Source organism: Thauera sp. ZXT1-4 (genome assembly GCF_052598215.2).
In genome coordinates this window covers 1-17,794 of the sequence record NZ_JBQWSN020000014.1, presented here as the reverse complement: position 1 = coordinate 17,794, position 17,794 = coordinate 1, and the positions used below count along the sequence as shown (strand labels likewise).

At 67.2% G+C, this 17,794-nt stretch carries 15 protein-coding genes and 1 pseudogene; 9 read left to right on the top strand and 7 right to left on the bottom strand.

Translation table 11 applies throughout. The features are described 5' to 3' along the window. Window positions 1–46 precede the first annotated feature (46 nt). Window positions 47–1,444 carry a phosphomannomutase/phosphoglucomutase gene (locus ACUH78_RS11960; protein WP_418363551.1) on the top strand — a complete coding sequence of 466 codons (1,398 nt, stop codon included), beginning with the start codon at window positions 47–49 and terminating at the stop codon, window positions 1,442–1,444. A gap of 187 nt (window positions 1,445–1,631) precedes the next feature. Here the strand turns inward: ACUH78_RS11960 and ACUH78_RS11955 are convergent, their stop codons facing one another. Then, on the bottom strand, window positions 1,632–3,857 hold the full coding sequence (locus ACUH78_RS11955) for a UvrD-helicase domain-containing protein (protein WP_418363552.1): 2,226 nt from the start codon (window positions 3,855–3,857) through the stop codon (window positions 1,632–1,634). A gap of 338 nt (window positions 3,858–4,195) precedes the next feature. Here ACUH78_RS11955 and ACUH78_RS11950 point away from each other — a divergent pair, with 338 nt between their 5' ends. The 5 genes from ACUH78_RS11950 (at window position 4,196) to ACUH78_RS11930 (ending at window position 9,371) form a co-directional block, all read left to right on the top strand. Further along, complete coding sequence (locus ACUH78_RS11950) at window positions 4,196–4,522, top strand: hypothetical protein (RefSeq protein ID WP_418363778.1); 327 nt, start codon at window positions 4,196–4,198, stop codon at window positions 4,520–4,522. A gap of 222 nt (window positions 4,523–4,744) precedes the next feature. Next, on the top strand, window positions 4,745–6,541 hold the full coding sequence (locus ACUH78_RS11945) for an asparagine synthetase B family protein (RefSeq protein WP_418363553.1): 1,797 nt from the start codon (window positions 4,745–4,747) through the stop codon (window positions 6,539–6,541). A 121-nt stretch (window positions 6,542–6,662) separates the two neighbouring features. Next, window positions 6,663–6,983: a metal-sulfur cluster assembly factor gene (locus ACUH78_RS11940; protein WP_418363554.1), complete on the top strand. Its 321-nt coding sequence runs from the start codon at window positions 6,663–6,665 to the stop codon at window positions 6,981–6,983. Beyond that, window positions 6,980–8,089, top strand: coding sequence for a DUF8744 domain-containing protein (locus tag ACUH78_RS11935; protein ID WP_445333567.1), 1,110 nt, complete (start codon window positions 6,980–6,982; stop codon window positions 8,087–8,089). Before ACUH78_RS11940 ends, ACUH78_RS11935 begins: the two co-directional genes overlap by 4 nt. Window positions 8,090–8,129: 40 nt before the next feature. Continuing rightward, entirely contained in the window at window positions 8,130–9,371 is a 1,242-nt protein-coding gene (locus ACUH78_RS11930) for a pyridoxal-dependent decarboxylase, exosortase A system-associated (protein ID WP_418363556.1), read from the top strand. Here the strand turns inward: ACUH78_RS11930 and ACUH78_RS11925 are convergent. Further along, the gene (locus tag ACUH78_RS11925) at window positions 9,297–9,536 is read right to left on the bottom strand and encodes a hypothetical protein (RefSeq protein ID WP_445333566.1); all 240 of its coding nucleotides are present in this window, start codon (window positions 9,534–9,536) and stop codon (window positions 9,297–9,299) included. The two genes, ACUH78_RS11930 and ACUH78_RS11925, sit on opposite strands and share 75 nt — an antisense overlap. A 223-nt stretch (window positions 9,537–9,759) precedes the next feature. Here ACUH78_RS11925 and ACUH78_RS11920 point away from each other — a divergent pair, with 223 nt between their 5' ends. Continuing rightward, the gene (locus tag ACUH78_RS11920; RefSeq protein WP_445333565.1) at window positions 9,760–10,875 is read left to right on the top strand and encodes a VanZ family protein; all 1,116 of its coding nucleotides are present in this window, start codon (window positions 9,760–9,762) and stop codon (window positions 10,873–10,875) included. Window positions 10,876–10,902: 27 nt separating this feature from the next. Here ACUH78_RS11920 and ACUH78_RS11915 read toward each other — a convergent pair whose 3' ends face one another. Genes ACUH78_RS11915 through ACUH78_RS11895 form a run of 5 tightly spaced genes read right to left on the bottom strand, consistent with a single transcriptional unit; the run spans window position 10,903 to window position 15,934 of the window. Further along, a complete protein-coding gene (locus ACUH78_RS11915; protein ID WP_418363559.1) occupies window positions 10,903–11,385 on the bottom strand; it encodes a hydrogenase maturation protease in 483 nt (160 codons plus the stop codon). Continuing rightward, a complete protein-coding gene (locus tag ACUH78_RS11910; protein ID WP_418363560.1) occupies window positions 11,382–12,854 on the bottom strand; it encodes a Ni/Fe hydrogenase subunit alpha in 1,473 nt (490 codons plus the stop codon). Before ACUH78_RS11910 ends, ACUH78_RS11915 begins: the two co-directional genes overlap by 4 nt. 25 nt (window positions 12,855–12,879) lie before the next feature. Beyond that, window positions 12,880–13,434 carry an NADH-quinone oxidoreductase subunit B family protein gene (locus ACUH78_RS11905; RefSeq protein WP_418363561.1) on the bottom strand — a complete coding sequence of 185 codons (555 nt, stop codon included), beginning with the start codon at window positions 13,432–13,434 and terminating at the stop codon, window positions 12,880–12,882. Further along, on the bottom strand, window positions 13,431–14,144 hold the full coding sequence (locus ACUH78_RS11900) for a 2Fe-2S iron-sulfur cluster-binding protein (RefSeq protein ID WP_418363562.1): 714 nt from the start codon (window positions 14,142–14,144) through the stop codon (window positions 13,431–13,433). The genes ACUH78_RS11905 and ACUH78_RS11900 overlap by 4 nt, the downstream gene beginning before the upstream one ends. Next, the gene (locus ACUH78_RS11895) at window positions 14,141–15,934 is read right to left on the bottom strand and encodes an NAD(P)H-dependent oxidoreductase subunit E (protein WP_445333578.1); all 1,794 of its coding nucleotides are present in this window, start codon (window positions 15,932–15,934) and stop codon (window positions 14,141–14,143) included. Before ACUH78_RS11895 ends, ACUH78_RS11900 begins: the two co-directional genes overlap by 4 nt. A 174-nt stretch (window positions 15,935–16,108) precedes the next feature. Between ACUH78_RS11895 and ACUH78_RS11890 the strand changes: the two genes are divergently transcribed. Together ACUH78_RS11890 and ACUH78_RS11885 are read left to right on the top strand one after the other, a co-directional pair. Further along, a complete protein-coding gene (locus ACUH78_RS11890; protein ID WP_445333564.1) occupies window positions 16,109–17,140 on the top strand; it encodes a DUF4351 domain-containing protein in 1,032 nt (343 codons plus the stop codon). A 176-nt stretch (window positions 17,141–17,316) separates the two neighbouring features. Then, window positions 17,317–17,794: pseudogene (locus ACUH78_RS11885) on the top strand (UDP-glucose 6-dehydrogenase); the annotation flags it as partial.

The window sequence follows — 17,794 nt, the reverse complement described above, 5'->3', positions numbered from 1 at the left end:
TCGCCCGACCTCCCCAACCACAGCACCCATTACGCCCCATCCCATCATGCGCTACGCCCTGCCCGCCCCCGAAATCTTCAAGGCCTACGACATCCGCGGCATCGTCGACACCGTCCTGACCCCCGACGCCGTGCGCGCAATCGGGCACGCCCTCGGCTCGGAGGCCGCCGCGCGTGGTCAGAAGGCGATCGCGGTCGGCCGCGACGGACGGCTCTCCGGTCCGGCACTGTCTGGCGCGCTCGGCGAGGGCATCCGCGCGGCGGGCATCGACATCATCGACATCGGCTGCGTGCCCACGCCGCTCACCTACTTCGCCGCCTACCAACTCGGTTGCGACTCCTGCGTATCGGTCACCGGCAGCCACAACCCGCCCGACTACAACGGGCTGAAGATGGTGCTCGGCGGCCAGACCCTGTTCGGCGAGCTGATCCAGTCCCTGCGCCGGCGCATCGCCGAGGACGATCTGACCCACGGCGCGGGTGCCCTGCACACGGCCGATGTACGTGCGGCCTATCTGGAACGCATCGTCGGCGACGTGAAGCTCGCACGGCCGATGAAGATCGTCGTCGACTGCGGTAACGGGGTCGCGGGCGGCATCGCGCCCGAGCTCTTCCGCCGCCTGGGGTGCGAGGTCATCGAGCTGTTCTGCGAGGTGGACGGCAGCTTCCCCAACCACCACCCCGACCCCTCCAAGCCGGAGAACCTGCAGGACGTGATCCGCACCCTGCGCGAAACGGACGCCGAACTGGGGCTGGCCTTCGACGGCGACGGCGACCGCCTCGGTGTGGTGACCAAGGACGGCGAGATCATCTTCCCCGACCGCCAGCTCATGCTGTTCGCCGAAGACGTGCTCTCCCGCGTGCCCGGCGGCGAGATCATCTACGACGTCAAATGCACGCGCAACCTCGGCCCCTGGATCCGCGCGCGCGGCGGCAAGCCAACCATGTGGAACACCGGGCACGCGCTGGTCAAGGCCAAGCTCAAGGAGACCGGCGCGCCGCTCGCGGGCGAGATGAGCGGCCACATGTTCTTCAAGGAGCGCTGGTTCGGCTTCGACGACGGCCTGTACTCCGGTGCGCGCCTGCTCGAGATCCTGTCCGCCCGCCCGGACGCCAACGCCGCGCTGAAGGCACTGCCCGACGCGGTGAGCACGCCGGAACTCAACCTCAAGATGAAGGAAGGCGAGCCCTTCGAGCTCGTCCGCCGCCTGCAGCAGGCCGCGCTGGCTGCACCCTCGTGCTTTGCCGCCGCAGATGAAGTCATCACCCTCGACGGCGTGCGGGTGGAGTTCGCGCACGGGTTCGGCCTGGCGCGTGCATCCAACACCACACCGGTGGTGGTGCTGCGCTTCGAAGCCGACAACGCCGCGGCACTGGCGGAGATCCAGGCCGAATTCCGGCGTGCGATCGAGGCGGCCTGGCCGGGGCTGACACTGCCGTTCTGATCCGTATCGGGGGGGCGCATCCGGAGCGCCCCTCGCAACGACACAACTCGCAACGACACAACTCGCAGCCGCGCAACTCGCGCCGCCCCACTCGCAGCCCCACTCGCAGCCCCAACTCGCGGGCCCGCCCCGCACGCAGGCGCGCCCCTGCGGCGGGACGCCCCCAAAAAAGCCCAGCCCCCCGGTTTCAGACCGGGTCGAGCTTCGCCACCCCCAGCAGCAACCACTTCACCCCGGCCGGCCCGAAGTTGATCTGCACCTTGGCGTCGCTGCCGCTGCCCTCGGCAGCGACAATCACCCCCTGGCCGAATTTCGCGTGGCTGACCGCCTGCCCGATGCGCAAGCCATTGGGCAGGGTCGCGAAGTTCGGCCGCGGCGCGCGCTGCACCTGCGCAGGCGCTGAAGGCTTGAAGTAGCCTCCGCCCATGCCCCCCATCGCCCCGCCCGCGGCCGAACGCGGGTTCGGCGGCGTCAGCCACTTGATCAACGCCACCGGAATCTCTTCCAGGAAGCGCGAGCGCAGGTTGTAGCGCGTCTGGCCGTGCAGCATGCGGCTCTGCGCGAAGGAGAGGTACAGCCGCTCACGCGCCCGCGTCACGGCCACGTACATCAGCCGGCGCTCCTCCTCCAGCCCGTCGGTTTCGAGAATGCTGTTCTCGTGCGGGAACAGCCCCTCCTCCAGCCCGGAGAGGAACACCACGTTGAACTCCAGGCCCTTGGCCGAGTGCACCGTCATCAACTGCACCGCATCCGCGCCCTGGTCGGCCTGGTGGTCGCCCGCTTCCAGCGAGGCATGGGCGAGAAAGTCCGCCAGCAGCGCATGCGGCTGGGCGGGCGCCTCGCCACCTGACGTTGCCTGGGCCTGCGACTCGGCGAGGAAGTTCGCCGCGGCGTTGATCAGCTCATCCAGGTTCTCCAGCCGCTCGCGGCCTTCCTTGTCGGCCTTGTAGTGCGCACGCAGGCCGCTGAGGTCGAGCACATGGTCGACCAGCTCGGGCAGCGGCAGGCCGGACGTGTCGCGGCGCAGGTCCTCGATCAGGCGCACGAACTGCGCCAGCGAGGTGCCGGGCTTGCCGCTGAGGTGCGGGACTGTGGCGTACAGGCTCGTGTTCCAGGTACGCGCCGCATCCGTGAGCACCTCGAGCGAGCGCGCACCGATGCCGCGTGTGGGGAAATTCACCACACGCGCGAAGGAGGTGTCGTCGTCCGGGTTGGCGATCAGGCGCAGGTAGGCGAGCGCGTGCTTGATCTCCTGGCGCTCGAAGAAGCGCAGGCCGCCATATACGCGGTAGGGAATGCCGGCCGAGAACAACTGATGCTCGAGCACTCGGGACTGCGCGTTCGAGCGATAGAGCAGCGCGATCTCGCTCCGTAGCGCGCCGTCGCGCACCAGCGACTGGATCTCCTCAACGATCCAGCGCGCTTCGTCTCCGTCCGAGTAGGCCTCGAACACACGGATCGGCTCGCCCGCGCCCTGGTCGGTCCACAGGTTCTTGCCCAGGCGATTGCTGTTGTGGCGGATGATCGCGTTGGCGGCGTCCAGGATGTTGCTGTGCGAGCGGTAGTTCTGCTCCAGCCGGATCACGTTCTGCACCCGGAACTCACGCTCGAAGTCGCGCATGTTGCCGACCTCTGCGCCGCGGAAACGGTAAATGCTCTGGTCGTCGTCGCCGACGCAGAACATCGCCGCGCCGCCCTCGCGCCCCTCATCGGCGAAGAGCTTCAGCCAACGATATTGCAGGCGATTGGTGTCCTGGAACTCATCGACCAGGATGTGGCGGAAGCGGCGCTGGTAGTGGCGGCGCAGCGGTTCGTTGCGTTCGAGCAGCTCGTAGCTGCGTAGCAGCAACTCCGCAAAATCCACAACAGACTCGCGCTGGCACTGTGTTTCATACTCCTGAAACAGTTGTACGCGCTGGCGGGTGTAGTCGTCCCAGGCCTCCACCGCATGCGGCCGGTTGCCGGCTTCCTTCTGGCCGTTGATGAAGTGCTGCAGTTCGCGCGGCGGGAACTTCTCGTCATCGACGTTGAGCGTCTTCAGCAGACGCTTGATGGCGGCGAGCTGGTCGCCCGAGTCGAGAATCTGGAACAGTTGCGGCAGCCCGGCGTCGCGGTGGTGCGCACGCAGCAAGCGGTTGGCGAGGCCATGGAAGGTGCCGATCCACATGCCGCGGGTGCTCACCGGCAGCATCGTGGACAGGCGGGCAAGCATTTCCTTGGCTGCTTTGTTCGTGAATGTAACGCCAAGGAGACCAGCCGGATCGACCTGGCCGGACTGGATCAGCCAGGCGATGCGGGTGGTGAGCACCCGCGTCTTGCCCGAGCCGGCACCGGCGAGGATCAAGGCGTGCTGCGGCGGAAGCGTGACCGCCTGCAGTTGTTCGGTGTTGAGATTGGCGAGCAGCGTGGACATCGGGATTCCTTCTTCGACCCCGCATTGTATCGGCGCAGTGGCCCGGGGCCGAACCCATCCCGGGGCGCGCAAGGACGCGCACAACTGTTGCATCGCAACAACAGTGCGCTTGCGGTACGCCCAGAACGGGCTAAATTTGGATTGTGCAACGCACAAAAAGAGTTTGCGATTGCGGTAAACCGTCACGGACAACCCGCTCTTTTTTGTGCAGAATCAAGTGAAATTTCTGCCGCGCTCGCTACATTGCAGCACAGCATCAAAGCATGAACGAAACGCCATCTGCCCAGAAAGCCGATGGTGCGATGACGGTGCCCTACCTGGCCCGAATGGAGAACACGATGAAGACGCCGAAACTGCTCCCCTGGTATGCCCGCAAGGCGGGTGTTTCACTCGAACGCGCCGAAGCCCTGTGGCGCAAAGCCGTGCGCGAAGCCACGGCCGAGACCGGCTGGGTCGGCAACGCCGAATACTGGGGTGCGGCCATGGACCATTTCGTCCGTCTGCTCGAAGAAGAGCGCAACACCCTGTGCGCGCCGCGCGTGCTGCCCTATGTGCGCAGCCAGAACCGCATGATGCGTCTGCCCCTGCTCGCCATGGAAGACCTGTTCTCGGCCTTCCACGCAAACTGGCAGCGCCAGATCCGCGCCACCCGCCGCGTCGCCTGATTCATCGCGCTGCGCCGCAGCGTGAGCACCTGTTGATTGTCTCCCTCCCTCCTTCAATGGAGATTCGGCACTCCGCACGCGGAGTGCCATTTTTTTGTCCAGCCCGAACGCACACCCTGCACCCACGGTGCGACACGCGTCACTGACAATTCGCGCAGCATGGGGCATCATCCCCGCCGACGATGCAGAATCAGCCCGGCAAGGCGGGCCATGGAGAGACTCGTGCGTGAACGTTTCAGTGGTGTTCTCGGTACACCGGAAGCCGCAACATTCCTTCCCGGGCACATGGCACGGCTGCAGTTCCCCGCTGGCGCCCTGGCCTACCCGCCCGCTGCCAGCATCTACCAGGAAAGCGGACGGGTGTGCCTCGCGCTCGGCCGGCCGCGCTTCCACGACGAAGCGCTGCAGCAGATCAACACCCGCCAGGGCGCCGCTGCCGCCTGGGCGCAGGCCTTCGCCCGCTTCGGCGACGAGGCCGTTCGACAGGCCGCCGGCCGGTTCTGCGTGGTGATGGTCGCCAGTGATGGCCGCGAGGCGGTGCTCGCCACCGACCGCTTCGGCACCTGGCCGATCTGCTACGCCACGCACGACGGCCGCCTGCACTTCTCCGACCGTGCCGACTCGGTACCGGGCATCGATCGCAAGCTCGCGCCGCAGGCGGTGTTCGAGTATCTGTTCTTCCACATGATCCCGGCGCCGACAACGGTTTTCGACGGCATCGCGCGCCTGCCCCACGGCCACCTCATCCAATGGCAGGACGGCAAGGCCGAGCTGCGCCGCTGGTGGAACCCGCAGTTCGACGAGCACGGTTCGCCCGACCTCGAGCAGTCCAAGGCGCGTTTCCTGCAGATCATCGAGGACGGCGTGCGGCGCGAGGCCGAAGGTGCCAGCGTGGGCTGCTTCCTGTCCGGCGGCACCGACAGCTCCACCGTCACCGGCATGCTGTGCAAGGTGCTCGGCCAGCCCGCGCGCGCCTACTCGATCGGCTTCGACGCCAGCGGCTACGACGAAATGGAATACGCCCGCCTCGCCGCCAAGCGCTTCGGCGCCGACCACCGCGAGTACTACGTCACCCCCGACGACCTGGTCGACGGCATTCCCAAGGTCGCGACCCACTACGATCAGCCCTTCGGCAACTCCTCGGCACTGCCCGGCTGGATCTGCGCCACCCGCGCACGCGAGGACGGCGTCGAGCGCATCCTCGCCGGCGACGGTGGCGACGAGCTCTTCGGCGGCAACAGCCGCTACGCCAAGCAGCGCGTGTTCGGCTGGTACGACGGCGTGCCCGGCCTGCTGCGCCGCGGCCTGCTCGAGCCCGCACTGGCGCTGCCCGGCATGGACCGCATCCCCGTCGCGAAGAAAGGCGTGAGCTACGTGGAGCAGGCGCGCGTACCCATGCCCGACCGTATCCACATGTACAACATGCTGGTGCGCCTGGGCATGGAGAACGTGTTCGAGCCCGACTTCCTCGCCCGCGTCGACACCGGCCGCCCGAATATCGAGCAACGTGAGGTGTGGCGTGCGACCAATGCACGCGCACACATCAACCTGATGCTCAACTACGACTGGAAGTACACCCTCGCCGACAACGACCTGCCCAAGGTCATCGGCACCACCCAGCTCGCCGGGGTGGAGGTGGCCTTTCCGCTGCTGTCGGACGAGCTCACCGACTTCTCCACCACGCTGCCGCCCGAATGGAAGCTCAAGCGCCTGACGCTGCGCTGGTTCTTCAAGGAAGCGCTACGCGGCTTCCTGCCCGACGAGATCATCGCCAAGAAGAAGCACGGTTTCGGCCTGCCCTTCGGCGTGTGGGCCTGCCAGCACGCCGGCCTCAAGGCACTCGCCACCGACGCGCTCGGCAGCTTCCGCAAGCGCGGCATCGTCCGCCCCGCCTTCATCGACGATCTGCTCGCCATCCATCTGCCCGCTCACCCCGGCTATTATGGCGAAATGGTCTGGATCCTCACCATGATGGAGCTCTGGATGCGCGAGCACGTCGATGGGGCCGGCATCGACTGATCCGCAAACCGCTCACGACCGCGCCAACGGATCGGGTCGTAGGATCGCGCGGAAGGATGGCGCCGAATTGAACGGCGCGCCGTCCTCGCCCACAATGGCGGCTGACGACAAGGAGCCTCTCGTGAGCACCGCGCACACCCCCGACGCCGAAGCGATCCGCAGCGCCCTGCGCCTGGTCATGGATCCGGAGGTCGGCATGAACATCGTCGACCTCGGCCTCATCTACAAGATCGAGTGCGAGCCCGGCAAGGTTTACATCGAAATGACGATGACCTCGCCCGCCTGCCCGCTCGCCGACATGATCCTCGACGACGTCGATAGCGTGCTCGACCCGATGCTGCCGCCGGAGATCGACATCCGCGTCGAACTCGTCTGGGACCCGCCCTGGACACCGGAGCGCATGGCCCCCGAAGCCCGCGACCACTTCGGCTGGAATCGATGAACACCCTGCCGCCGCTCGCGCGCGTGCCGCTGCTGGTGCTCGGGCTCGCCTCTCTCGTCACCGGCGTGCTGGCCGGGCTTGCCCGGCTCGGTGTCGTGGTGCCCGATTTCGGCGCAATGCAGGCGGGCAACCACGCCGCCCTGATGATCGGCGCCTTCTTCGGCGCGGTGATCTGCCTCGAGCGCGCGGTCGCGCTCGGCGGGCTGTGGCCCTATCTGGGGCCTGCGCTCTCCGGCGGCGCCGGCGTGCTGCTGCTGGCCGGCGGGCCACTCGTGGTCGCGCAGTGCCTGCTGGTGCTCGGCTCGGGCGTGCTCGTGGCCGGCGGCATCATGGTCACCCAGCGCCAGACGGCGCTGTTCACGGTGATGCTCGCGGTGGGCGCGGCCTGCTGGCTGGCGGGCAACCTGGCCTGGATCGCTACCGGCAACGTGCACGCAGCAGTGCCGCTCTGGCTCGCCTTTCTGGTGCTCACCATTGCCGGCGAGCGGCTCGAGCTCACCCGCTTCCTGCCGGTGCGCCCGGCCGCGCCGCCCAGCTTCCTGCTCGTCACCGCAGTGATCCTCGGCGGCGCGATCTTCGCCGCCTTCGACGACGCGCTCGGGCTCCGGGTGTTCTCGGCCGGCATGCTCGCGATGGCGGTCTGGCTGCTGGTGTTCGACATCGCCCGTCACACGGCCGCGCAGCAGGGGCTCACCCGCTTCATCGGCATCTGCCTGCTCACCGGCTACGTGTGGCTGGGCGCGGGGGCGCTCACGGGCCTGGCCGGCGGCTTCAGCCCGTCCAGCCCGCTGCACGACGTCGCGATGCACGCGCTCGCGCTCGGCTTCGTCTTCGCCATGGTGTTCGGCCACGCGGCCATCATCTTCCCGGCCGTGCTCAAGGTGAAGATTCCCTACCACCCCTTCTTCTATGTGCCACTCGCGCTGCTGCATCTGTCGCTCGCGCTGCGCGTGTTCGGCGGTCTCACCGAGAGCCTCGTCCTGCGCCAGTGGGGTGCACTCGCCAACGCCGCGACGCTCCTCGTCTTCATCGCCACCATGCTCGCCAGCGTCCTGCGCGGTGCGCGCCAGCCCAAGGGCCGAAGCGGGCGCAGGCGAACAGCATAGCCGCTACAATCCCGGCCAAGCCCAACCACCCGAGCTCGCCATGACCGAGACCCGCCAGCCCCCCGCCCACACCCCGATGTCGCAATTCCGCAGCGAAGACGGCGAGCTGCTCGTCAACGGCCAACCCATCGGCCGCATCGCCGCGCGCCTGGGACGCACGCCGTTTTACGTGTACGACCGCAGCCTGCTGGACGCGCGCGTGGCGCAGCTGCGCGCGGCGCTGCCCCGGGCGGTCAAGCTGCACTACGCGATGAAGGCCAACCCCATGCCGGCGCTGGTGTGCCACATGGCGCGCCGGGTCGATGGTATCGACGTGGCCTCGGCGGGTGAGTTGCTGGTGGCGCTGGACGCGGGTGCCGACCCGCAGGAGATCAGCTTCGCCGGCCCGGGCAAGACCGAAGCCGAGCTGCACCAGGCCGTCGCCGCCGGCATCCTGATCAACGTCGAGTCCTTCCGCGAGTTGCCCGTACTGGCGGCCGCCCAAGCGGTGCTGGGCCTGCCCGCGCGCGTGGCGGTGCGCGTCAATCCGGATTTCGAGCTCAAGTCCTCGGGCATGAAGATGGGCGGCGGGCCCAAGCAGTTCGGGGTGGATGCCGAGCAGGTGCCCGAACTGCTCGCCGAGATCGGCCGCGCAGGGCTGGCCTTCGAGGGCTTCCACCTCTTCGCGGGCTCGCAGAACCTCAAGCCCGACGCCATCATCGAAGCCCAGCAAAAGAGCTTCGCACTCGCCTGCCGGCTGGCGGAGCATGCGCCCTCGCCGGTCCGCTTCCTCAACCTCGGCGGCGGCTTCGGCATTCCCTACTTCCCGGGCGAACAGCCGCTCGACCTGACCCCGATCGGCGCCAATCTCGCCGACATCGTCGAGCAGGCGAAGACGGCGCTGCCGCAAGCCGAAATCGTCATCGAACTGGGGCGCTACTTCGTCGGCGAAGCGGGCCTGTACGTCGCCAAGGTCCTCGACAGGAAAGTGTCGCGCGGCCTCACCTACCTTGTCACCGACGGCGGCCTGCACCACCACCTGTCGGCCTCGGGCAACTTTGGCCAGGTCATCCGCAAGAACTACCCGGCGGCCATCGCCAACCGCATGGACGCCAGCGAGATGGAAACCGTGTCGGTGGTCGGTCCGCTATGCACGCCGCTGGACCTGCTCGCCGACCGCATGAGCCTGCCTGCGGCCGAGCCTGGCGATCTGGTGGCCATCTATCAGTCAGGCGCCTATGGCGCCACCGCCAGCCCGCAGCGTTTCCTGGGACATCCGGCGGTCATCGAGGCGCTGGTGTGACACGCCCTGCTTGAATGGCATCAGCACGCGACACACCACCTCGAACGGCGCCCCCGCCGCCTCCATGGTCTGCGCCGCTCGCGACACCGACATGAAGCCGCGACGGACCGAGTCGAGGCACAACTCGATCAGGCGCCGCAGCTTCAGGCGCGTACGTTGCTCCATTTCCAGCCCCCTTCCAGAAAGTAGGTGCTCGACCTGGCGCCTCAGGCACCGGTCGGGCATTCTTGCTCGCGCAAGCAAGATTCATTCTCAGCTGCAAAGCCAAACGCTGCGAAGAATGCCGAATCAAGCACTTGTGAGCGGCCCGCCTGGCTGACACGCCCCGACAGACGCCCCGTACTCGCCCGTATGTAAAGAAAGTCGACACGCTCGAACCGGACATCCCATGCGCTTCCTCCTTCTCCTCGTCCTCGCCCTGATCGCCTACGGGTCGCTCTACCCGTTCGATTTCGTCATGCGCCCGGACGCCATGGCAGAGGTCGTGGCGCTGTTTGCCGCGCCTTCCCTGCAGATGCAGCGCGGAGATCTCGTCGGCAACCTGCTGCTCTTCGTGCCCTACGGCTTCCTCGTCGCGCTCGCGGCCAGGTCGGACCGGCGACCTGGGCCGGCGTATCTGCTCCATGCGGCCGCGGGCATGCTGGTCGCGGTAGGTGTTCAGGTCGTGCAGATCTGGCTGCCGAGTCGTGTCCCCGCGCTGGGCGACGCCGTCATCAACGCGGGCGGCATGGCGCTCGGCTTCGTTCTCGGCCAGCTTGCGCTGCGCCTGCGCCCCTCGCTTGCTGACGCACGCCACGTGGCGGCGCTCGTGCCGCTGGGGCTCATGCTGGCGTGGCTGGCTTACCAGTGGTTTCCACTCGTCCCGACACTCGACTGGCAGAACGTCAAGAACGCGCTCAAGCCGCTCCTGCTCAGCCCCCGGCTCGATCCGGTGCGGATCCTGATCACCGCCGTCGCCTGGGCCGCCTTCTTCAAGCTGTGGGATCTGCTCGCCACCGGGCAGCGCTCCGCGCTGCCGCAGGCGCTCACCGGCATTGCGATCCTGTGCGCCAAGGTGCTCATCCTCGGCGCCGGCATATCCGCCAGCAACGTCATCGGCCTCGGGCTGGCGCTCGTGGCGTTGCCCTGGCTGCACCACGCAAGAGCCCTGCCCGCACTGGTCGTCGCGATTCTGCTCAGTGCGTTCCTCGCCGGCCTGCAGCCCTTCACCCCGAGCAGCACACCGGGCAGCTTCGCGTGGGTGCCCTTCACCGGCATGCTCGAAGGCAGCATGGCCACCAATCTCGCCAATCTGCTGGAGAAGACCTTCCTCTACGGCGCGGCAATCCTGTTCATGCAGCGCCACGGCGCGCGTGCCCTGCCTGCCGCCATCGCCGTCGCGCTATGCCTGGCGACGATCGAAGCCGCACAGCTCTTTCTGCCCGGACGCACCGCAGAATCCACCGACCCGGTGCTCGCGCTCCTGCTCGGTGTCGTGATGGCACAGTTGTCGCGGCGGCGCTGAACGCTCACCTGGCCCGCAGCCGTCGCATCAACCCCCGCGGACCCGGCTGCGCCACGCGCCCGGACTGGGATCGGAGAGCAGTTGCCGGACGATCATCCAGCCACAGCGCAGCGCCTCCTCCCCCGCCGGCGAGAGCCCCTCGCCCAGCGCGGTGGAATCCGCGCGCAGCGCGAGCACGAAGGCCGGGGGCGGCGGGCGGCCCTGGGTTCGCACAAAGACCTCGAGCAAGGCTTCGGGCGCCATCGCATGGCTGAAAGCCAGACGCGACGCCTCGGCCCGGGCCTCATGGAGCGCGCAGGGCTCCTCCAGCCCGATCGCCGCATCGCAGAACAGCACGCACGCTGCGCCGGCAAGGTCCAGCACGTGCTCGATCTGCAGCTGGAATACCTCCAGCGTCCCGACCGCCGGGTAGTGCTGCCTCACCCGCTCGAGCAGGCGCACGCCGAGCGCATCATCGCCCCGCGCCGTATTGCCGATCCCGATCACCAGCGTACGCTCGACCCCGCTCAATCGCGCACCAGCCGGTCGAGGGTCGAACCGTCGGCGTCCTTCAGCTCGAGCACCAGCGGCATCTGCCCGAGCGCATGGGTCGCGCACGACAGGCACGGGTCGAAAGCCCGTATCGCCACTTCGATATGGTTGAGCAGCCCTTCGGTGAGCGTGCGCCCGTCGAGATAGCGGCGCGCCACCGCGCGGACCGCGGTATTCATGGCCTGGTTGTTGTGCGTGGTCGACACGATCAGGTTGCACAGGCTCACCAGGTCGTCGTCATCGACCTGGTAGTGATGGATCAGCGTTCCGCGCGGCGCCTCGATGATGCCCACCCCCTCGCTCCGGCGCTCGCCAGTGGCCATGCGCTCGCCGCTCAGCAGGTCCGGGTCTTCGAGCAGTTCGCGGATCACCTCGGCCGCATGCAGCATCTCGATCATGCGCGCCCAGTGGTAGGCGAGCGTAGCCTGCACCGGCCGACCCTCGCCATGATCGAGAAACTCGCGCCGCTCCGCCTCGGCAAAGGTGCTCGGGATGAAGTCGCAGTTCTGCACCCGGGCCAGCGGCCCCACCTTGTACCAGCCCGCATCCGGCCCCAGCTCGCGCAGATAGGGGAACTTCATGTAGCTCCACGGCTTGACCTGCTCGCAGATCACCGAGCGGTAGTCCTGGTCGGGCACGCTGTCCCGCAGGATGCGCCCCTCCGCGTCACGGAAGCGCAGGTGGCCGTGGTACAGATCCATCGCCCCATCGTCGCGCACGATGCTCATGAAGCCCGAGTCGAAGCGACCAAACACGTCGTACAGGGCCGGATCGGCCCGATGCAGGCGCTTCACCAACTCGACCGCCGCGCGCGACCACTCCACCACGCGGCCAACCTCCGCCCGCAGCAGCGCGTGGTCCTCGGCGGACAGGTGGCGGTTCACACCGCCCGGCACGGCGCCGGTGCCATGGATGCGCTTGCCGGCCGTCGCGCGGATCACCTCCTGCCCGAACTTGCGCAACAGCACGCCCTGGCGCGCAATCTCGGGATGTGCCTCCGCCACCCCGACGATGTTGCGGCGGCCGGCCTCGCTCTCGAAACCGAACAGCAGGTCTGGCGAGGACAGATGGAAGAAGTGCAGCGCATGGGACTGCAGGATCTGCCCGTAATGCATCAGCCGCCGCAGCTTCTCGGCGGTGGGGGTAATCGGCACGCCGCCGACCACCCGATCCAGCGCCTTCGAAGCCGCCAGGTGGTGGCTGACCGGGCAGATGCCGCACAGCCGCTGCACCATGACCGGCACCTCCCAGTACGGCCGCCCCTTGATGAACACCTCGAAGCCACGGAACTCGACGATGTGCAGCCGCGCCTCGCGCACATGGCCCGCATCGTCCAGCAGCAGCGTGACCTTGCCATGTCCCTCCACGCGGGAGACCGGGTCGATGACCACACGGCGCAGGGTTTCGCGGTCGTTTGCGGTTTCGAGTCTGGAAAGTGCGTCGTTCATGATGGGTTTCCCGGGGAAGCGACGCTCAATCGAAACGCAGGAGTTCGCGGGACAGGCGCGGCGTGCGCCCGGCGATCAGGTCGGAGAGGAATTTCCAGATCGCCTCACCCGAAGGCGGGCAGCCGGGAATGAAGTAATCCACCCGCACGATCTCATGGATCGGGTGCACCTTGTCGAGCAGCAGGGGCAACTCGGGGTCGTTCGGCACGCCGGGGGTCTGCATCCCCTCGCGGGATGCGTACACCTCGCGCAGGCAGGCGTCCAGGTCGAGGTGGTTGCGTTGCGCCGGCAGCCCGCCATTGATCGCACAGGCCCCCACCGCCACCAGCGTCTTGCAGTGGGCACGGAACTCGCGCAGCACATGCACGTTCTCGGCGTTGCACACCCCGCCTTCGATCAGGCCGATATCACACGGGCCGCAGTGCTTGATGTCGGTGAGCGGAGAGCGGTCGAATTCGACCAGCTCGGCAAGCTCGAAGAAGTGCTCGTCGATGTCCAGAAAGGACATGTGGCAGCCGAAGCAGCCCGCGAGCGACGTGGTCGCGATGCGCAGCCGGGGCTTCATGGGCACCGTGCTCATGGCGTGTCCTCCCGCCCGCGCATCGACACCACCGAGATCGGCGCTTCGTCGTAGGTTCGGCTGCCGATCGGGACCTCGAAGCCCACACGCTTGCGCAGGATCACCCCCACCGGACAGATGCGCGCAGCCAGGTCGTCGGCCGAGAAATCGGTATCGCCGAGCCGCCCGGACTCGGCATTCACCACCAGGTGCTTGTGGATGCCGCGGTTCGTCAGCGCGAACACGCTCTTGCCATCCACGTCGCGACTCGCGCGCACGCACAGCTCGCAGAAGATGCAGCGGTTGAAGTCGAGCAGGATGTCCGGGTGCGAGGCATCGACGGGGCGCACCGGGAAGAAGTGGTCGAAGCGCGTGCTCGTCATTTCCAGCTCGTAGGCCTGCGCCTGAAGCTCGCAGTTGCCGCTCTTCTCGCAGCTGGGACAGAAGTGGTTGCCCTCGACGAACAGCATCTGCAGCAGGGCGCGGCGCTCGCCGTTCATCTCCGGCGTATTGCTCTCCACCTCCATGCCCTCCTTGGCCGCAAGCGCGCACGAAGACACGTGCCGCCCGCCCACCTTGACCATGCACAGCTTGCACGAGCCATGCGGCGGAAAGTCTGGATGCCAGCACAGGTGCGGAATGTAGTAGCCCGCCGCGCGCGCCGCCTCGAGGATGGTCTGCCCCGCCTCGAAGGGAACCGGCCGGCCGTCCAGCATGAAGTGGTGGCTCATCCCTCACTCCCGTTCTCGGTATGGTTGCCGTTGTCGAGCCGCGCCGCCGGATCGTTGCGCCCGGTGATGCGGCGGGCAGTCTCCAGCTCGGCATCCAGGTCGAAAGCCGGCTCGAAATCCAGCGTCTTCAGCCGCCGCTCGTACGCGGGCCGGAACTTGCTCAGGGTATCCACCACCGCGTTCGGCGCCGTCGAACCCAGCCCGCAGTGGCTGGCGTTGCGCAGCAGGCGGTTGATCCACTCGATGTCCGCCAGATCCTTCTTCGCCCCGTACCCCTTGGCGAGCTTGTCCATGTAGCCCTTGAGCAACGAGGTACCGACGCGACAGGGGGTGCAGAAGCCACAGCTCTCGTGGGTGAAGAACGCCACGAAGTTGCGCGCGATCTCGAATGGGTCGCGCGTGGAATCGAACACCATGAAGGCCCCCGCGCTGGGCACGTCCTCGAACGCGATCGCACGCGAGAACTCGTAGCCGGCCACCGAAACCCCCGACGCACCGCCCACCTGCACCATGTGCGCATCGCTGGCGCCGCAATCCTCGAGCACGCGGTCGATGCGCACACCGAACGGATACTCGTAGATCCCCGGAAACGCGCAGTCCCCCGACACCGACAGCAGCTTGGTCCCCGCAGACTGCGCCGTCCCGGTTGCCGCAAAGGCCGCGCCCCCGCCAAGCGCGATCAGCGTCGTCTTGGCCAGCGTCTCGACGTTGTTCACCACCGTCGGACGCCCCAGATAGCCATGCGTCGCCGGGAACGGCGGCCGTATTCGTGGCGTGCCGCGCTTGCCCTCGAGCGACTCGATCAGCGCGGTCTCCTCCCCGCACACATAGGCGCCGGCACCAAGGTGGATCTCGATGTCGAAGTCGAACCCCGCCTCGCCAAGAATGTGCGCCCCGAGCAACCCTCTGTCGCGCATGTCCTGCAGCGTGCGTTCGAGCCGCGGCCGCAGATAACGGTACTCGCCGCGCAGGTACACGAAACCCTGCTGCGCACCGATCGCCCAGGCCGCGAGCAGCATGCCCTCGAACACGCGCTCGGCGCAGCGGGCAAGCAGCACACGATCCTTGAAGGTGCCCGGTTCGCCCTCGTCGGCATTGCACACCACCACCTTGTGCTCGCCCGGCGCATCCCGGCAGGCCTCCCACTTCACGCAGGTCGTAAACCCGGCGCCGCCCCGGCCCCGCAGGCGCGAGCGCCGCATCTCCTCGATCCAGGCCGCACGCCCCATGCGCACCGCCGCCGCAATCGCGCTGCCCGCGACGAAGTCCTGCCCCAGCAGCGCATCCCGCCGCCGAATGTTGTCATCGACGTGAAAGAGCGCCTGCGGCCAGCGCGCGAGCGGCACCCGAGCACGCAGCAGTTCGGCAACCTCGATGATGCGCGCGTGGTCCAGCCGCGTCACCGGCAGACCATTGACCAGCATCGCCGGCCCCTGGTCGCACATGCCGGTACAGGACGTCACATCGACACTGACCAGGCCATCCTCCGACAGCTTGCCGCGCTGGACCCACAGCTCGCGGCACAGCGCCTCGCGCAGCGCGGGCCCGCCGAGCATGCGGTCGGTGATGTTGTCCGAGAACAGGATCCGGTACGCCCCCACCGGCTCGAGATGCAGAAAACTGTAGAAACCCGCCACGCCCTCGACCCGCGCCCGCGGCAACCCCAGCCCCGCCGCAACCGCGCTGATGCTCGCCGGTGGCAGATACCCAAGCCCGTCCTGCACGTCGATCAGCACCTGCAGCAGCCGACTCGCATCGCCCCCGCACCGGACCAAGGCCCCGCTCACCATCCGCTCGATCTCGACTCCAGGCACGGCACGCCCTCCGATGGACTCCCCACGATTCTACAACCCCAAAACCAATGGGATCAGACTCGATTGATTTCCCAAGGCATCGGCACCCCGCAAATTTCCTTTTGTCATATTTCCATTTAGCATTCCAGCTCCTCACGACGGAGCCCGGAGATGTCCAACACAGCAGCGCACGACGACCTCGACAGTCCGTGGAAGGAAGTCGTCGAGCACGCCTTCCCCGAATTCATCGACTTCTACTTCCCCAACATCAACCGTCAGATCGACTGGGCGTACGGCTACACCTTTCTCGACAAGGAACTGCAGAAGATCGCCCGCGACGGCGAACTCGGCCGCCGCTACGTCGACAAGCTTGTCCGCGTCACCACACTGGCGGGCGAAGAAGACTGGCTCTGCGTGCACATCGAAGTCCAGGGCGAGGTCGACCCCGGCTTCGAACGCCGGATGTTCGTCTATAACTACCGCATCTTCGACACTTACGACCGCCCCGTCGCCAGCCTCGCCGTACTCGCCGATGACGACCCGACCTGGCGCCCCGACCGCTTCGAATACGAGCGGCTGGGTTGTCGCCACAGCCTGCACTTTCCGGTCGCAAAGCTTGTCGACTACATTGCAGACGAAGAATCGCTGCTCGCCAACCCCAGCCCCTTCGCCCTGATCACCGCAGCCCACCTGTACACTCGCCGCACCCGAAAGAGCCCGGCACGACGCTTCGACGCCAAGCGCCGCCTCGTCCGCCTGCTCTACCAGCGCAACTGGTCTCGCCAACGCATCATCGATCTATTCCGGGTGCTCGACTGGATACTCAAGCTGCCCGACTCGCTAGAACGCCAGCTATGGCAAGATATTGAAAACATTGAAGGAGAACGCAACGTGACGTACGTGAGCAGCATCGAGCGCTTCGCCATCGAGCGCGGAATGAAAAAAGGCATGCAACAAGGCATCGAGCAAGGCATCGAGCAAGGCATCCAGCAAGGCATCGAAAAAGGAATCGCGAGAGGGATCGAAAAAGGGATCCAACAAGGCCTCGCCCAAAGCCTCCAGCGTCAGCTCAACCGCCGCTTCGGCCCGCTCTCAGCCGAAGTCACCCTCCAACTGGAGAACGCCACGCCCGAGCAACTTGAAACCTGGACCGATCGGGTTCTCGACGCGCGGACGATCGAAGAGGTCTTCGCCGAAGGCTGACTGCCCCTCACAAGACCGGGAGCAAGGAAAACTGGGGTCAGACCCCATTTACTCCCATCTCCCCCCGACCGCGACACCTTCCCGTTGAAGCCCCCCCCCATACCCGCTAGCCTTGCGGCATTGCATCGGCACCCCGTGCGGATGCCCGTCTCATTCACTGCGAGCACGAGCCAACCATGAAACTCACCATCTTCGGCACCGGTTACGTCGGCCTCGTCACCGGCGCCTGCCTGGCGGAAGTCGGCCACACCGTGGTCTGCATGGACGTCGACCAGGGCAAGATCGACAAGCTCAAGGCCGGCGTCATCCCGATCTGGGAGCCCGGCCTGCAGCCCATCGTCGAGCGCAACGTCGCCGAGGGGCGGCTGCGCTTCACCACCGATGTGGAAGAGGCGGTCAAGCATGCCGAGGTGCAGTTCATCGCCGTCGGCACCCCGCCCGACGAAGACGGCTCGGCCGACCTGCAGTACGTGCTCGCCGTGGCCGAGAGCATCGCCCGCCACATGCCGCGCTACCGCGTCGTCGTCAATAAATCCACCGTCCCCGTCGGTACCGCCGACAAGGTGCAGGCCAAGATCGAGCAGATCCTCGCCGAGCGTGGCGAAGCGATCCCCTTCGATGTCGTCTCCAACCCCGAATTCCTCAAGGAAGGCG

Bases quoted from the DNA above. Each gene is read 5' to 3' on its own strand.
- ACUH78_RS11960 (WP_418363551.1), top strand. From the start codon at position 47: ATGCGCTACGCCCTGCCCGCCCCCGAAATCTTCAAGGCCTACGACATC.
- ACUH78_RS11955 (WP_418363552.1), bottom strand. From the start codon at position 3,857: ATGTCCACGCTGCTCGCCAATCTCAACACCGAACAACTGCAGGCGGTC.
- ACUH78_RS11950 (WP_418363778.1), top strand. From the start codon at position 4,196: ATGAAGACGCCGAAACTGCTCCCCTGGTATGCCCGCAAGGCGGGTGTT.
- ACUH78_RS11935 (WP_445333567.1), top strand. From the start codon at position 6,980: ATGAACACCCTGCCGCCGCTCGCGCGCGTGCCGCTGCTGGTGCTCGGG.
- ACUH78_RS11930 (WP_418363556.1), top strand. From the start codon at position 8,130: ATGACCGAGACCCGCCAGCCCCCCGCCCACACCCCGATGTCGCAATTC.
- ACUH78_RS11925 (WP_445333566.1), bottom strand. From the start codon at position 9,536: ATGGAGCAACGTACGCGCCTGAAGCTGCGGCGCCTGATCGAGTTGTGC.
- ACUH78_RS11920 (WP_445333565.1), top strand. From the start codon at position 9,760: ATGCGCTTCCTCCTTCTCCTCGTCCTCGCCCTGATCGCCTACGGGTCG.
- ACUH78_RS11910 (WP_418363560.1), bottom strand. From the start codon at position 12,854: ATGAACGACGCACTTTCCAGACTCGAAACCGCAAACGACCGCGAAACC.
- ACUH78_RS11905 (WP_418363561.1), bottom strand. From the start codon at position 13,434: ATGAGCACGGTGCCCATGAAGCCCCGGCTGCGCATCGCGACCACGTCG.
- ACUH78_RS11900 (WP_418363562.1), bottom strand. From the start codon at position 14,144: ATGAGCCACCACTTCATGCTGGACGGCCGGCCGGTTCCCTTCGAGGCG.
- ACUH78_RS11895 (WP_445333578.1), bottom strand. From the start codon at position 15,934: ATGGTGAGCGGGGCCTTGGTCCGGTGCGGGGGCGATGCGAGTCGGCTG.
- ACUH78_RS11890 (WP_445333564.1), top strand. From the start codon at position 16,109: ATGTCCAACACAGCAGCGCACGACGACCTCGACAGTCCGTGGAAGGAA.